This window comes from Nocardioides cremeus (assembly GCF_030518195.1).
Classification (GTDB): Bacteria; Actinomycetota; Actinomycetes; order Propionibacteriales; family Nocardioidaceae; genus Nocardioides; species Nocardioides cremeus.
This window is the reverse complement of record NZ_JAULSC010000013.1, coordinates 14,427-28,752: the sequence shown is the minus strand read 5'-3', so window position 1 is coordinate 28,752 and position 14,326 is coordinate 14,427. Positions and strand designations below refer to the sequence as shown.

The 14,326-nt window shown below is 73.1% G+C and carries 18 protein-coding genes; 8 read left to right on the top strand and 10 right to left on the bottom strand.

The window, feature by feature from the left end:
* Position 1: 1 nt before the first annotated feature.
* Entirely contained in the window at positions 2-856 is an 855-nt protein-coding gene (locus tag QWJ41_RS13265) for an ATP-grasp domain-containing protein (RefSeq protein ID WP_302708889.1), read from the top strand.
* 17 nt (positions 857-873) lie between these two features.
* On the opposite strand, the gene QWJ41_RS13260 is transcribed toward QWJ41_RS13265, so the two are convergent.
* On the bottom strand, positions 874-1,329 hold the full coding sequence (locus tag QWJ41_RS13260) for a MaoC family dehydratase (protein ID WP_302708888.1): 456 nt from the start codon (positions 1,327-1,329) through the stop codon (positions 874-876).
* Positions 1,330-1,380: 51 nt separating this feature from the next.
* Between QWJ41_RS13260 and QWJ41_RS13255 the strand changes: the two genes are divergently transcribed.
* The 5 genes from QWJ41_RS13255 to QWJ41_RS13235 all read left to right on the top strand — a co-directional run bounded on the left by QWJ41_RS13255 (position 1,381) and on the right by QWJ41_RS13235 (position 5,098).
* Positions 1,381-2,484, top strand: a complete 1,104-nt coding sequence (locus QWJ41_RS13255; protein ID WP_302708887.1) for an adenosine deaminase — start codon at positions 1,381-1,383, stop codon at positions 2,482-2,484.
* Complete coding sequence (locus QWJ41_RS13250; RefSeq protein WP_302708886.1) at positions 2,481-2,942, top strand: DUF3592 domain-containing protein; 462 nt, start codon at positions 2,481-2,483, stop codon at positions 2,940-2,942. Before QWJ41_RS13255 ends, QWJ41_RS13250 begins: the two co-directional genes overlap by 4 nt.
* Positions 2,943-3,081: 139 nt before the next feature.
* Entirely contained in the window at positions 3,082-3,252 is a 171-nt protein-coding gene (locus tag QWJ41_RS13245) for a hypothetical protein (protein ID WP_302708885.1), read from the top strand.
* On the top strand, positions 3,242-3,694 hold the full coding sequence (locus QWJ41_RS13240; RefSeq protein ID WP_302708884.1) for a hypothetical protein: 453 nt from the start codon (positions 3,242-3,244) through the stop codon (positions 3,692-3,694). Before QWJ41_RS13245 ends, QWJ41_RS13240 begins: the two co-directional genes overlap by 11 nt.
* Positions 3,695-3,835: 141 nt before the next feature.
* Positions 3,836-5,098 (top strand): HNH endonuclease signature motif containing protein, encoded by a 1,263-nt coding sequence (locus QWJ41_RS13235; protein ID WP_302708883.1) that lies wholly within the window; start codon positions 3,836-3,838, stop codon positions 5,096-5,098.
* A 10-nt stretch (positions 5,099-5,108) separates the two neighbouring features.
* Here QWJ41_RS13235 and QWJ41_RS13230 read toward each other — a convergent pair whose 3' ends face one another.
* From QWJ41_RS13230 to deoC, 5 genes are read right to left on the bottom strand one after another with little or no spacing between them, the layout of a single operon-like run.
* On the bottom strand, positions 5,109-5,660 hold the full coding sequence (locus QWJ41_RS13230; protein ID WP_302708882.1) for a hypothetical protein: 552 nt from the start codon (positions 5,658-5,660) through the stop codon (positions 5,109-5,111).
* A complete protein-coding gene (locus QWJ41_RS13225) occupies positions 5,653-6,267 on the bottom strand; it encodes an ATP-binding protein (RefSeq protein WP_302708881.1) in 615 nt (204 codons plus the stop codon). Before QWJ41_RS13225 ends, QWJ41_RS13230 begins: the two co-directional genes overlap by 8 nt.
* Positions 6,264-7,136 (bottom strand): aldehyde dehydrogenase family protein, encoded by an 873-nt coding sequence (locus tag QWJ41_RS13220; protein ID WP_302708880.1) that lies wholly within the window; start codon positions 7,134-7,136, stop codon positions 6,264-6,266. The genes QWJ41_RS13225 and QWJ41_RS13220 overlap by 4 nt, the downstream gene beginning before the upstream one ends.
* Positions 7,133-8,569: an aldehyde dehydrogenase family protein gene (locus tag QWJ41_RS13215; RefSeq protein WP_302708879.1), complete on the bottom strand. Its 1,437-nt coding sequence runs from the start codon at positions 8,567-8,569 to the stop codon at positions 7,133-7,135. Before QWJ41_RS13215 ends, QWJ41_RS13220 begins: the two co-directional genes overlap by 4 nt.
* Before the next feature lie 4 nt (positions 8,570-8,573).
* Complete coding sequence (deoC, locus tag QWJ41_RS13210; RefSeq protein WP_302708878.1) at positions 8,574-9,566, bottom strand: deoxyribose-phosphate aldolase; 993 nt, start codon at positions 9,564-9,566, stop codon at positions 8,574-8,576.
* An 81-nt stretch (positions 9,567-9,647) separates the two neighbouring features.
* On the opposite strand from deoC, the gene QWJ41_RS13205 reads away from it, so the two are divergent.
* Positions 9,648-10,274, top strand: coding sequence for a hypothetical protein (locus tag QWJ41_RS13205; RefSeq protein ID WP_302708876.1), 627 nt, complete (start codon positions 9,648-9,650; stop codon positions 10,272-10,274).
* A gap of 17 nt (positions 10,275-10,291) precedes the next feature.
* Here QWJ41_RS13205 and QWJ41_RS13200 read toward each other — a convergent pair whose 3' ends face one another.
* Positions 10,292-11,962 carry a phospho-sugar mutase gene (locus QWJ41_RS13200; protein WP_302708874.1) on the bottom strand — a complete coding sequence of 557 codons (1,671 nt, stop codon included), beginning with the start codon at positions 11,960-11,962 and terminating at the stop codon, positions 10,292-10,294.
* Positions 11,963-12,044: 82 nt separating this feature from the next.
* Between QWJ41_RS13200 and QWJ41_RS13195 the strand changes: the two genes are divergently transcribed.
* Entirely contained in the window at positions 12,045-12,326 is a 282-nt protein-coding gene (locus QWJ41_RS13195) for a hypothetical protein (protein WP_302708872.1), read from the top strand.
* A gap of 6 nt (positions 12,327-12,332) precedes the next feature.
* On the opposite strand, the gene QWJ41_RS13190 is transcribed toward QWJ41_RS13195, so the two are convergent.
* From QWJ41_RS13190 to QWJ41_RS13180, 3 genes are read right to left on the bottom strand one after another with little or no spacing between them, the layout of a single operon-like run.
* The gene (locus QWJ41_RS13190) at positions 12,333-12,968 is read right to left on the bottom strand and encodes a TetR family transcriptional regulator (RefSeq protein ID WP_302708870.1); all 636 of its coding nucleotides are present in this window, start codon (positions 12,966-12,968) and stop codon (positions 12,333-12,335) included.
* A 1-nt stretch (position 12,969) separates the two neighbouring features.
* Positions 12,970-13,785 (bottom strand): purine-nucleoside phosphorylase, encoded by an 816-nt coding sequence (locus QWJ41_RS13185; protein ID WP_302708868.1) that lies wholly within the window; start codon positions 13,783-13,785, stop codon positions 12,970-12,972.
* A gap of 46 nt (positions 13,786-13,831) precedes the next feature.
* Positions 13,832-14,284 carry a gamma-glutamylcyclotransferase family protein gene (locus QWJ41_RS13180; RefSeq protein ID WP_302708866.1) on the bottom strand — a complete coding sequence of 151 codons (453 nt, stop codon included), beginning with the start codon at positions 14,282-14,284 and terminating at the stop codon, positions 13,832-13,834.
* Between the last annotated feature and the right edge of the window lie 42 nt (positions 14,285-14,326).

The window sequence follows — 14,326 nt, the reverse complement described above, 5'->3', positions numbered from 1 at the left end:
CATGGATGCCCGTGTGCTGCTCGCGACGTTCTGCCTGATGCCCGAGGGCGAGCCTGGTGGCTCGCTGCTCGTCGACGCCCTCGCCGAGCGTGGCGTCGAGGCCGCCTGGGCGACCTGGGACGACCCGGAGGTCGACTGGGCCGCCTCCGACCTGGTGGCGGTCCGCGCGACGTGGGACTACCAGCGCCGCCTGCCGGCGTGGCGCGACTGGGTGGCCCGCGTCGAGAAGGAGACCCGCCTGCTCAACGGCGGCGCCGTCTTCGACTGGAACACCGACAAGGCCTATCTCGAGACCCTGGGCGAGCACGTGCCGGTGGTGCCCTCCGAGCTCGTCGACGACGAGGACCTGGTCGGGGGGCTGCAGCGCGCCCTGGACCGCTGGGGGAGCGTGGTGGTCAAGCCGCGCATCGGCGCGGGCGGCGTGGGCGTGGTCGTGATCGACTCGGTCGAGGACGACCGGCTGGTCGGGCTGACGCCGGGGCCGTGGCTGGCGCAGCCGCTCGTGGAGTCGGTGCGCACCCGGGGCGAGACCTCCGTGGTGGTGCTCGACGGCGTGGCGCGAACCCAGGTCGACAAGGTGCCGGGCGCCGGCGAGGTGCGGGTGCACACCGAGCACGGTGGGCGCAGCACCCTGGTCGACGTCGACCCCGCGGCCGAACGGCTGGCGCTCGACGCGGTGCGGGCGGCCGAGGCGCTGCTCGAGCAGCGCCTCGACTACGCACGCGTCGACATGATGGAGCTCGACGGCCGGCTCGCGGTCAGCGAGCTCGAGCTCATCGAGCCCGGCCTCTACCTCGACCTGGCGCCCGGGTCGGCCGGCCCGTTCGCCGACCTGGTGGTCGACCGGCTGGGCTGACCGCCCCTGGCTGGTGGTCAGTCGGTGAGCAGCAGCACGACCGACTCGGCGACGCAGGCCGGCTTGTCGGCGCCGTCGATCTCGACGGTGTAGCGCACGGTGGCCTGCTTGCCGGCCGGGATGTCGGTGACCTCGCCGAGGGTGACCGTGGCGCGGATCCGGCTGCCCACGCGCACGGGGTTGGGGAAGCGCACCTTGTTGACGCCGTAGTTGAGCTTGGCGCCGGGGGTGTCGAAGCTGAAGACCTTGCTGCCCAGCCACGGCACCAGCGACAGCGTCAGGTAGCCGTGGGCGATGGTGCCGCCGAAGGGGCCGTCCTTCGCGCGCTCGACGTCGACGTGGATCCACTGGTGGTCACCGGTGGCGTCGGCGAAGGTGTCGACCCGCTGCTGGTCGATCTCGACCCACTCGCTGGTGCCGAGCTCCTGGCCGGCGGCCTCGGAGACCTCGTCGAGGGAGGTGAACACGCGCATGGACTGCTCCTGTCTGGGGGGTGCCCGGTGGTGGGGTGCGAGGATGCCGCCATGAGCGGCACTGCCACCGAACCTATCGTCCCCACCCCCGACCAGGTCGCCCGCGCGCCCAAGGTCGTCCTGCACGACCACCTCGACGGCGGGCTGCGCCCGGCGACGGTCCTGGAGCTGGCCCGCGAGGTCGGCCACGAGCTGCCGGCCGACACCGTCGAGTCGCTCGCGCGCTGGTTCGCCGAGTCCGCCGACTCCGGCTCGCTGGAGCGCTACCTCGAGACCTTCGCCCACACCGTCGCGGTGATGCAGACGGCGCCGGCGCTGACCCGGGTGGCCCGCGAGTTCGTCGAGGACCTGGTCGCCGACGGAGTCGTCTACGCCGAGGTGCGCTACGCCCCCGAGCAGCACGTCGAGGAGGGGCTGAGCCTCGACGAGGTCGTCGCCGCGGTGCAGCAGGGCATCGACGAGGCGGTCGTCGCAGCCGACGGCGCGATCGTGGTGCGCCAGCTGCTGACCGCGATGCGCCACCAGGCCCGCTCGATGGAGATCGCCGAGCTCGCGGTGGCCTGGCGCGACCGCGGCGTGGCCGGCTTCGACATCGCCGGCGCCGAGGCCGGCTACCCCCCGACCCGCCACCTCGACGCCTTCGAGTACCTCCAGCGCGAGAACGGGCACTTCACCATCCACGCCGGCGAGGCCTTCGGGCTGCCCTCGATCTGGCAGGCGCTGCAGTGGTGCGGGGCCGACCGGCTCGGGCACGGGGTGCGCATCATCGACGACATCGAGGTCGGCGACGACGGCAGCGTGAAGCTGGGCCGGCTGGCGGCGTACGTGCGTGACCGGCGGGTGCCGCTCGAGCTCTGCCCGGCGAGCAACGTGCAGACCGGTGCGGCGACCTCGATCGCCGAGCACCCGATCGGGCTGCTGACGCGGCTGCGCTTCCGGGTCACGGTCAACACCGACAACCGGCTGATGTCGGACACGACGATGACCAAGGAGATGACCGCGCTCGTCGACGCGTTCGGCTACACCCTCGACGACCTGCGCTGGTTCACGATCAACGCGATGAAGTCGGCCTTCCTGCCCTTCGACGAGCGGCTGGCGATCATCGACGAGGTCGTCAAGCCCGGGTACGCCGCCCTGGCCGCGGAGGGTGCATGAGCCTCGCCCTGAGCGTGGTGATGCTGGGCGCCGCGGTGCTGGCGCTGCTCGCAGGTGTGGTCCTGGCCGCCCGCGGCCTGCACCAGCGGCGCGAGGCGGCCGGCTTCGGCGACCGCTCCGAGCCGACGACCGCCGAGGTGCTCGAGTCGCTGCCCAAGGACGTGGCGATGGCCGGCGAGCCGGTCACCATCTACTACCAGCAGCTGCGCTACCGCGCCGGTGAGCGCGACGTCGAGGCGCAGACCATGACCGGCGTCGAGCCGCCGGTGCCGCACGTGGGGGAGCGGGTCGAGGTCCGCTACGACCCCCGCCACCCCTCGCGCGTCGTGCTCGCCAGCGCCGACCCCACCGCCGGCGCCGGCGCCACCTCCCTGGCCCTGGCGCGCATCATGCTCGGCCTGGGCATGTCGCTGCCCGTCGCCTGGGTGGTCATCCTCGGCATCGCCCGCACGCTGTAGCGGTGGCTGCGGCGGGGGCGGTGAACTGGCAACCGTTTCGGGCCGTGGTCCGGTTGCTGCCGCACCCCTGGGCCGTGGCTCGGGTGGCGACTCGGCCACGACACTGTTGGGGGCCGGAGTACAGATCTAGGCTCGGGGGATGTCAGCAGCAGAGAACCGCCCGAAGGGGGCCAAGGGCGCGATGGACTACAGCAGCCTGCCCCCGGACGAGCGGCTCGACCAGACGATCGCCACGGTCGACGCCGACACGGTGCCGGATCCGCAAGCGGGGCAGAACCTCGACCAGCACCGAGCCCTGCGTGACGACTGACGCAGGCCGGCGCCTCCCGCCCGTGCTGGCGCCCAGCCCGGCTGTGCCCTTCGGTGTGGCATGGCTCAGCGACGACCTGTACCGCGTCACGGCGGGAAGTGGACGAGCTGGGGAGAAGGTCGAGGTCGACGGTTGGGACGACGCGCTCGACACTGCCTGGAGGCAGCTCGTCGGAGCCCGGCCCGGGATTCCCACCTGGGTCGACGACTACCTGCGGGACGAGAGCAACGACGGCCTCAACGTGACGTTCGGCGATACCAGTCGGGTCGTCGGCCGCCGTGGCTACGGCTGCTTCAACGTGAGCTACCCGGCCGCCCTCATCCTCGCCCACGAGGACCGGGTGTCGGCGATGCGTGCCGCGATCCTCGTCGTGCTCGACCGGCACGTCGACAGGTGTGACCTGCACGTGCCGCCACTGAGCTCCCTCATCGACGCTCACTGACCACGCCTGCAGGGCGGATGGCGGCCTCGCCATCCGGTTCGCCGAGGTGGTTGAGAAAGTAATCAGAAATAGTTCTCGTCGGCCTGTGGAAAACCCCTTCTGACCTGCTTCTTTGTCGGTGGCCCCTGGGAGACTTCTCTCATGGCCACCACCGCGGCGCACCCCATCAACGGGGCGGTCGCGCGCATGCACTCGCTGCTCGACGAGCTCGCCGAGGTGCCGACCTGGTCGATGGGCCAGGCGGCGACGGCGGAGGCGATGGTCGACATCGCGCGGCTCGAGGCGAGGGTGGTCGAGCTGAAGTCGCGGACCCTGGTGCACGCCGAGACTGTGGCGGTGGCGGAGACGAACGCGTCGCCGTCGGTGGCGGTGTGGCACTCCAACGCGACGCGGTCGACGAAGCGGGAGTCGTTCCGCCAGGTCCGCCTCGCGAGTGGTCTCGACCGGTACGACGTGGTGCGGGAAGCGCTCGGACGTGGTGACGTGATCGCGGAGCAGGCATCGGTGATCTGCACCGCGTTGAACGAGCTGCCCGACGACCTCGACCCGACTGTGCTGGAGCAGGCGGCTAAGGCCCTGGTCGCGTTCGCGGAGGTCCACGACGCCAAGGGCCTGCGGGTGCTGGGGCGACGGATCCTCGAGGTCGTCGCACCCGAGGTGGCCGAGGCGTGGGAGGCCGAACAGCTGGACCGCGAGGAGCGGGAGGCGGAGAAGTCCGCGGTGTTCCGGATGCGCGAGGACGGCCATGGTCGCATCAAGGGGTCCTTCACGGTTCCCCTGCTGGTGGGGCAGATGCTGGAGCGGGCGCTGCTGGCGTTCGCCGCACCGAAGCACCAGATGGCCACCCGCGAGGCTCAGGAGGAGCAGAGCGAGGCGCCGGTGCCGGTACGCCGCCCGACCGCGCAGCGGCTGGGTGCGGCGTTCGTGGAGCTCGTCGAGCGCCTGAATCCCAACGACCTGCCGAAGGCCGGCGGCGTCAACGCGACCGTCGTGGTGACGATGACCCTTGACTCGCTGAAGGACGGTCTGGCGGCGGCCACGCTCGACACCGGTGACCGGATCAGCGCCGCCACCGCACGGCGGCTCGCGTGCGAGGCCGGCGTCGTACCCGTCGTGCTCGACGGGGGCAGCCAGCCGCTCGACGTAGGGCGAGCGAAGCGCTACTTCACCCCTGCACAACGGATCGCGATGGGTATCCGCGATGGTGGCTGCACCGCCCGCGGCTGCGACGCCCCGCCGGCCATGTGCCACGCCCACCACGACGACCCCTGGTCCTGCCACGGCCACACCGACCTGGCCCGCGGACGACTCCTCTGCCCCTACCACCACCGCCGCATCCACGACCCCGAGTACGAGTCGGACGTCGGCGGTGACCACCAGGTCAGCTTCCACCGACGAACCTAGACGGGACGCCTCAGCCGGCGAGCCGGCGCGGGACGACCACGAACCACGGCGTGCGCCAGCGCCCGAACGGAAGCCGCCCGGTCTCGAACGACTCCCGGGTCACCCGCAGCGTCGCGCCGCGGGCCGGGTCCCACACCAGCAGGCCCTCGCCGCCGGCGCCGACCACCAGCACCACGTGCCGCGGCAGCAGCCGCGAGCCGACGTAGAGCGGCAGCGGCACGCCCTCGCGTGCCAGCACCAGCAACGCGTCGAACGATTCGCCCCGATCACTCAGGCGCAGCAGTCGGGTGCGCCACCGCGCACCGGGGCGGTGCCCCAGCCGTCGCGAGACCGACCACGGGGGAGTGCCCAGCAGCCGCGGCCACGGCACCGCCAGCCGGCCGGCGTCCCGCAGCCCGGTCACCTCGCGGTGCGTGCGCAGCACCTCGCCGGGCCAGAGGCCGGGGTCGGCGCGCAGCCGGGCGTCGTACGACGCGTCGGTGCTCATGGCCGCCACGACCAGGCAGGCGGCCCCGCAGGAACGCTGGTCGGGCTGGCGGTGCGGCCAGCGGGGGTCAGACACGGCCCGGCCGCAGCGCCGCGACCCGCTCGAGCGCCTCGGCGGGCGCGACCGGCTCGCAGCCCTTCGCGACCGCGTCGGCGACCACGCCGCGCTGGGCCCTGGCCAGCGCCAGCCCGCGGCGCACCAGCACCAGCGGCGGCTTGCGCCGCTCGCGCAGGTCGCGGGTCAGCCGCAGCCAGAACGTGCGCGCCGTGCTGCGCCTGATGCAGTACGCCGCCGCGAGCAGGCCGGCGACCCGCGCCGGCTCCACCACGTCGGGGGCGAAGATGCCCTCGGCCACGAAGAGCGGCGCCCCGCCCAGGTCGACCGGGCGCCACCCGGTGCGGCCGTTGCGCGCGATCTCGTAGATCGGCACCTCGGCGCGACCGGTCTCGCACAGCTCGCGCATGGTCGCCAGGGCGTCGTCCGGGAGCCACGAGTCGGGGTGGTCCCAGTCGACGATCCCGGCGTTGGGACCCTCGGTGATGCGGGGCAGCGACGGGTCGTCGCCGTCCTTGTAGAAGTCGTCGAGGCGCAGCACCGGCAGGCCGAGTCGTTCGGCGAGCCGGGACTTGCCCGACCCCGAGGGGCCGGCCAGGACGATGACCCGGGCGAGCAGGGCGCTCACACCCCCATGGGGTGCCAGACCGTCTTGGTCTCCAGGAACGCCGTCATCGGCTCGAGGCCGGGCTCGGCGCTCCAGTCGGGCTCGGCGGCGGGCGCTCGGCGCACCCGCTTGAGGTTGTCGGCGGCCGCGACCTCGAGGTCGGTGGCCAGGGCGGCATCGCCCGCGACACCGGTCAGGTCGATGGCGTTGACGTCCATGTGGGCGGCCAGCCACGGCGCCACGGTGGCCGCCTTGCCGGTCAGGATGTTGACCACGCCCCCGGGCACGTCGCTGGTGGCGAGCACCTCGGCGAGGTTCACCGCCGGCAGCGGGCGCGAGTAGGAGGAGACCAGCACGGCGGTGTTGCCGCTGACGATCACCGGGGCCAGCACCGAGACCAGACCCAGCAGCGAGGAGCGCTCGGGGGCGAGCACCGCCACGACGCCGGTCGGCTCGGGGGTGGAGAGGTTGAAGAACGGCCCCGCCACGGGGTTGGCGTTGCCGACCACCTGGGCGAGCTTGTCGGCCCACCCGGCGTACCAGACCCAGCGGTCGACGGCCTCGTCGACGACGCGCTCGGCCTTGCTGCCCGAGAGGCCCTCGGACTGCTGGACGGCCTGCACGAACTGCCAGCGGCGGTCCTCCATCACCTCGGCGACGCGGTAGAGGATCTGCGCCCGGTTGTAGGCGGTGCGCCCGGCCCAGCCGGACTGGGCCTTGCGGGCGGCGCCGACGGCGTCGCGGGCGTCCTTGCGCGAGGCGAGCGCGGCGTTGGCCACGAAGGCCCCCTTGTGGTCGTTGACGACGTAGGAGTAGCCCGACTCCGAGCGGGGGAAGGCCCCGCCGATGAAGAGCTTGTAGGTCTTGCGGACGTCGATGCGGGTGCTCACGCGTCGGCTCCCTTCAGGTAGGCGGCGAGGCCGTGGCGCCCGCCCTCGCGGCCGTAGCCCGACTCCTTGTAGCCACCGAAGGGGCTGGTGGGGTCGAACTTGTTGAACGTGTTGGCCCAGACCACGCCGGCGCGCAGGCGCCCGGCGATGTCGAGGATGCGCGAGCCCTTGTCGGTCCAGATGCCGGCCGACAGCCCGTACGGCGTGTTGTTGGCCTTCTCGACCGCCTCGCTGGGCGTGCGGAAGGTCAGCACCGACAGCACGGGGCCGAAGATCTCCTCGCGCGCGATGCGGTGCGCCTGGCTGACCCCGGTGAAGACCGTGGGCGGGAACCAGAAGCCGTTGGCGGGCAGCTCGCACTCGGGCGACCAGCGCCCGGCGCCCTCGGCCTCGCCGACGTCGGAGAGCTCGTGGATGCGGGCCAGCTGGGCGGCGGAGTTGATGGCGCCCACGTCGGTGTTCTTGTCGAGCGGGTCGCCCAGGCGCAGCGTCGACATCCGGCGCTTGAGGCGCTCGAGCACCTCGTCGGCCACCGACTCCTGCACCAGCAGCCGCGAGCCGGCGCAGCACACGTGGCCCTGGTTGAAGAAGATGCCGTTGACGATGCCCTCGATCGCCTGGTCCATCGGCGCGTCGTCGAAGACGATGTTGGCGGCCTTGCCGCCCAGCTCGAGGGTGATCTTCTTGTCGCTGCCGGCGACGGTGCGCGCGATGGCCTTGCCGACGCCGGTGGAGCCGGTGAAGGCGACCTTGTCGATGCCGGGGTGGCCCACCAGCGTCTCGCCGGTGGCGCCGGCGCCGGTGATGATGTTGACCACGCCCGGGGGCAGGTCGGCCTGCTGGCAGATCTCGGCGAAGAGCAGCGCCGTCAACGGCGTGGTCTCGGCCGGCTTGAGCACCACGGTGTTGCCGCAGGCCAGGGCCGGGGCGATCTTCCAGGCCAGCATCAGCAGCGGGAAGTTCCAGGGGATGACCTGGCCGGCTACGCCGAGCGGGGTGCTGCCGTAGCCGGAGTGCTCGAGCTTGTCGGCCCAGCCGGCGTAGTAGAAGAAGAAGGCGGCCGCGGTCGGCACGTCGACGTCGCGCGACTCCTTGATCGGCTTGCCGTTGTCGATCGTCTCCAGCACCGAGATCTCGCGGGCGCGCTCCTGCAGGATGCGCGCGATCCGGTAGAGGTACTTGGCGCGCTCGCGCCCGGGCATCGGGCCCCAGACCTTGTCGTAGGCCTTGCGGGCGGCCTTGACCGCGGCGTCGACGTCGGAGGCGTCGGCCTCGGCGACCTCGGCGAGCACCTCCTCGGTGGCCGGGTTGACCGTCTTGAAGGGGGTGCCGTGGCCGTCGGTGAACTCACCGTTGACGAAGAGCCCGTAGGAGCCCTTGATGTCGACGATCGCGCGGGACTCGGGGGCGGGTGCGTACTCGAAGATGCTCATGCGATCAGTCCAGGGTGAAGTAGTCGGGGCCGGAGTACCGGCCGGTGCGCATCTTGGTGCGCTGCATCAGCAGGTCGTTGAGCAGCGTGGAGGCTCCGAAGCGGAACCAGTCGGGGTCGAGCCAGTCGGGGCCGGCGACCTCGTTGACGGTCACCAGGTACTTGATCGCGTCCTTGGCGGTGCGGATGCCGCCGGCGGGCTTGACGCCCACCATCTGCCCGGTGGCCGCGCGCCAGTCGCGCACCGCCTCGAGCATGATCATGGTCACCGGCAGGGTCGCTGCCGGCTGGGTCTTGCCGGTGGAGGTCTTGATGAAGTGGCCGCCGGCCATCATCGCCAGCCACGAGGCACGACGGACGTTGTCGTAGGTCTGCAGCTCACCGGTCTCGAAGATCACCTTGAGGTGCGCGGGCCCGCAGGCCTCCTTGACCGCCACGATCTCCTCGAAGACCTCGAGGTAGCGACCGGACAGGAACGCGCCACGGTCGATGACCATGTCGATCTCGTCGGCGCCGGCCGCGACCGCGTCGCGGGTGTCGGCGAGCTTGATCTCGCGCGAGGCGCGGCCGCTGGGGAACGCGGTGGCCACGGCGGCGACGTGGACGCCGCTGTCGCCGAGGGTCTGGCGCGCAGTGGCCGCGAGGTCGCCGTACACACACACGGCCGCGACCGACGGGCAGGTCGGGTCGGCGGGGTCGGGGCGCACGGCCTTGGAGGCCAGGGCCCGGACCTTGCCGTCGGTGTCGGCTCCCTCGAGCGTGGTCAGGTCGACCATCCGGATGGCCAGGTCGAGCGCCTGCGCCTTCGCGGTCGTCTTGATCGACCGGGTGCCGAGCGAGGCGGCGCGCGCGTCGGCGCCGACCTGGTCGACGCCGGGCAGGCCGTGGAGGAACCGGCGCAGGGACGCGTCGGAGCGGGTGACGTCCGAGAAGTCCCCGCCGGGTGCGGAGCCGGCGGCGGTGGCGGCCGGGGCTTCCGTGGTGGGCGTGGTGGGCATTGGACCAGCATAGGGTTGGCGGCCGACGGCGCCACAACCGTCGGATCGCACGCCCACGGCCCACGACAGGAGCACCACCGCATGAGCGCCCCGCAGGAGTACGTCGAGGTCTTCAAGCCGACCAGTGGTCGCTTCCTCGGGGTGGTCGGCCTGCTGGTCTGCGCCGGGGTGGTCGTGATCGCGCTGGTCGACCCCGGCTCCGGCATCGGGGTGACCGGGGTCGCCGTGGCGGTGCTCGTCGGGGCGCTGGTGCACGGCTCGATGCTCAAGCCGGTCGTGCGCGCCACCGACGACGAGCTCGAGCTGGTCAACCTCTTCGAGACCGTGCGGCTGCCGCTGGCGGCCGTCGAGTCGGTCGTGGTGCGCCAGGTGCTGGCCGTCCGCGTCGGCGACAAGCGCTACGTCTCGCCGGCGGTGGGGCGCACCTTCCGCCAGGCGCTGAAGAAGCCCCGCTCCACCCGCGAGCTGGCGATGACCCCGGTGCCCGGCGAGGGCCTGGTGGCCGAGGAGGGCATGAGCTACGCCGACTACGTCGAGGACCGGCTGCGCGAGATGGTCGCCGGGGCCCGCAGCCGGCGCCGCGTCAAGATCGGCAGCCCCGAGCAGGCCGCCCTGGCCGCCGACGTCGTACGCCGCCCGGCGCTGGTGCAGCTCGGCCTCGTGGTCGGCGCCGGGCTGGTCGCGGTGCTCAGCCTGCTCCTGGGCTGACCCCGGCTGACCCCGGGCTACAGACCGAGCGCGGCCCGCACGTCGCCGCCGAGCGCGTCGAGGCGGGTGGCCGCGGAGATCCGGGCGGCCTCGACCGGCTCGTCGCGCACCGGCACCACGACCTCGAGGTAGGCCTTGAGCTTGGGCTCGGTGCCGCTGGGGCGCACCACGACGCGGGCGCCGTCGGCGAGGCGGTAGCGCAGCCCCTCGGTCGGGGGCAGGTCGCCGGAGCCCTCGGCGAGGTCGTCGACGCCCTCGACGGCCAGCCCGCCGAGCTCGGTGGGCGGCTGCTCGCGCAGCCGGGCCATGGCGTCGGTGATGAGGGCGAGGTCGTCGACGCGCACGCTGACCTGGTCGGTGGCGTGCAGGCCGTGCTCGGTGGCCAGGTCGTCGAGCAGGTCGAGCAAGGTGCGCCCCTGGGCCTTCGCGTCGGCGGCCATCTCGCAGAGCAGCAGCAGCGCCGAGACGCCGTCCTTGTCGCGCACGTGCTCGGGGTCGCAGCAGTAGCCCAGCGCCTCCTCGTAGCCGAAGGAGAGCCCCTCGACGCGGCCGATCCACTTGAAGCCGGTGAGCGTCTCGGCGTACGGCAGCCCGGCGGCGGCGGCGATCTTGCCGAGCAGGCTCGACGACACGATGCTCGTGGCCAGGGTGCCGGTGACCCCGCGGCGCACCAGGTGGGAGGCCAGCAGCGCGCCGACCTCGTCGCCGCGCAGCATCCGCCAGCCGGTCGGCGTCGGCACGGCCGCGGCGCAGCGGTCGGCGTCGGGGTCGTTGGCCACGACGAGGTCGGCGCCGCTGCGCTCGGCCAGGTCGAGAGCCAGGTCCATCGCGCCGTCCTCCTCGGGGTTCGGGAAGGGCACGGTGGGGAAGTCGGCGTCGGGCTGCTCCTGCTGCTCCACGACCCGGGGGGCCGCGAAGCCGGCGGTCTCGAGCACCTGGGTCACGGTGCTGCCGCCGACGCCGTGCAGCGGCGTGTAGACGACGTCGAGGTCGCGGGGGCCGTCGCCGGCCAGCGCCGCGACGGTGTCGAGGTAGGAGTCGAGGATGTTCTCGTCGAGCACCCGGGCGCCGTCGGCGCGCGGCACCGACGACAGCTCGCCGACCGCGGCGATCCGCTCGGCGATCTCGGCGTCGGCGGGCGGCACGATCTGGCTGCCGTCGCCGAGGTAGACCTTGTAGCCGTTGTCCTGCGGCGGGTTGTGGCTGGCGGTGACCATCACGCCGGCCACGCAGCCGAGCTCGCGGATCGCGTAGGCCAGCACGGGCGTGGGCAGCGGGCGCGGCAGCAGCCACACGTCGAGGCCGGCGCCGTTGATGATCTCGGCGCTGTCGCGGGCGAACTGCTCGGAGAGGTGGCGGGCGTCGTAGCCGATGACCACCGCGCCCCGACCGGCGTGGCCACCCTCGGCCTCGGCCACCAGGTACGCCGCCAGGCCGGCCGCGGCGCGCGAGACGACGACGCGGTTCATCCGGTTGGGCCCCGCCCCCATCGCGCCGCGCAGCCCGGCAGTGCCGAACTCCAGGGTGCCGTCGAAGCGGTCGGCCAGGTCGGCCGACGCGGCCTCGTCGCCCGACTCGGCCGCGGCGACGAGCTGCTCGAGCTCGTCGCGGGTCGCGGGGTCGGGGTCGGCGTCGGCCCAGGCGCGGGCGCGGTCGAGCAGCTCGGTCGAGGAGGTCGGCGAGGTCATGCCCGCACGCTAGTCCCTGGTGAGGGGTCCTGCCCGGGGGAGGTGTCGGTGGGCCCGCCTAGGATCGAGGGGTGAAGCGACGATGAGCAAGATGGACGCCCTGCGGGCGATGCGCGAGGCCAAGTACGAGGCCGCCCAGAAGACGAGCCAGAAGGCCGGCGCCAAGGCGCCCCAGGCGCGCACCCGGCCCCCGGTGGCTCCACCCACCACGACCCCCGCAAGCAAGGCGAAGCCGGCGAAGGCCGAGCAGTCAGAGGAGCCGGCAGCGCAGTCCGAGGCCCTCTGCGGGCACCGCAACATGAGCGGGCGCACCTGCACCCGTGAGCACGGGCACGCCGCCAAGAGCCACCGCTACTCGAGCTAGTTCGGGCTAGTCGAGCGGCGCGCTGAGCATCGCCACGCTCATCCGCACCAGGTTGTCGACGAAGTCGTCGGTCGCCAGCTGCGCCCGGCCGGGCTGCTCGCGGTCCATCGCGCGGGCCCGGTCGCTGATGGCGCGCAGCAGGAAGCTGGTCATCAGCGCGAGGCGCTCGTCGAGGAGGTGCTCGGGCATCGCCGGTATCCGCGCGCGGATCTCCTCGAAGACGGCGTACCCGCCGGTGCGCTCGAGCGCCCCCCGGATGTCGGGGTGGATGTCGGTGCGCTCCTCGGCGACCAGCTCGGCCACGATCTGCACGTAGTGCCGGCCGCTGCTGCTGGCCTCGGCCAGCTCGGTGGTGGGCCGGGCCGCGGCCTCGACGGCCGCGCCCAGATCGCCGGGGCGCTCCTGGGCGAGCGCCAGCAGGGCGAGCTCGCGCTCGGCCAGGAACGAGGCGTGCTGCTCGAGCACGGCCGCGACCAAGCCCTCGCGGGAGCCGAAGTGGTAGTGCACCGCGCCGCGGTTGCGCTGGCCGGCCTGCCGGGTGATGTCGAGCAGCGACGCGTTGGCGGTGCCGTGCTCGGCGAAGGCGCGGCTGGCGGCCGCGATCAGCAGCTGGCGGGTCTCGGCGCCGACCTCGTTGCCCATCTCAGACCCGCGGGACGAGTCGGCCCAGCAGGTTGCCCATCCGCTCCGCCGCGGCCCGACCGGCCTCGATGACCTCCTGGTGGTCCAGGGGCTGGTCGCTGATGCCGGCCGCCAGGTTGGTCACCAGGCTGATGCCCAGGACCTCCATGCCGGCCTCGCGGGCCGCGATCGCCTCGAGGGTGGTCGACATCCCGACCAGGTCGGCGCCGAGCACGCCGGCCATCCGCACCTCGGCCGGGGTCTCGTAGTGCGGTCCGGGGAACTGGGCGTAGACGCCCTCGTCGAGGGTCTCGTCGACCTCCTTGCACAGCGCTCGCAGCCGCGAGGAGTAGAGGTCGGTCAGGTCGACGAAGTTCGCGCCGACGATGGGGGAGCGCCCGGTGAGGTTGAGGTGGTCCTTGATGAGGACCGGCGTGCCGGGCGTCCAGGCCTCGTTGAGGCCGCCGCAGCCGTTGGTCAGCACGATGGTCGCGCAGCCGGCCGCGGCCGCCGTACGCACCGGGTGCACCACGGCGGCGACGCCGCGGCCCTCGTAGTAGTGGGTGCGGGAGAGGAAGACCAGCAGGTTGCGCTCGCCCGAGCGCACCGAGCGGATCTTGCCGGAGTGCCCGGCCACCGCCGCGGCGCTGAAGCCCGGCAGGTCGGTGGTCTCGATCTCGGCGGTCGCCTCGCCGAGCGCGTCGACCGCGGGCAGCCAGCCCGAGCCGAGCACGAGGGCGACGTCGTGGCGCTCGATCCCGGTCAGCTCGGCGAGGCGTCGGGCGGCCGCCTCTGCGAGGGCGTACGGCGTGTCGGTGGGCGTGTCGCTGTGGTTCACGCCGTGAGCCTAGACGCTGCGCGCCCCCGTCGTCAGAGGCCCGTCGTCAGAGGCCGGTCGAGCGACACGGCCGGCGGCGCAGCGCGGCGACGTAGTCGTCGGGGGCGGCGGCGGCCTCCGCGGCGTCGGCCAGGACCCCCAGGTGCAGCGCCGAGGGCAGCCCGCCCTCGTAGGCGTCGAGGACGTAGGTCCAGGCGACCTCCTCGCCGTTCATCGTCGAGACGCGCACCTTGGTCTTGCGGTAGAGCCCGGAGTCGGCCGACTCCAGCTCGTCCAGCAGCTTGGCGTCCTCGGGGGTGACGTCGTAGAGCGCGACGAAGACCTGCTCGAAGGGGTCCTGCACCAGCGTCGGCAGGGCGCCGTCCCAGCCGTGCTCCTCGCCGCCGAAGGTCAGCCGCCAGCCGGCGAGCCAGCCGGTGGTGCGCAGCGGCGAGTGCGGGCAGCGCTCGCCCATGCGGGCCGGATCGAGGTTGGTGCCGTAGGCGGCGTAGAGGCTCACGACACCGAAGGTTAGACCGTCGGGCGTCGGCATTAGGGTGGT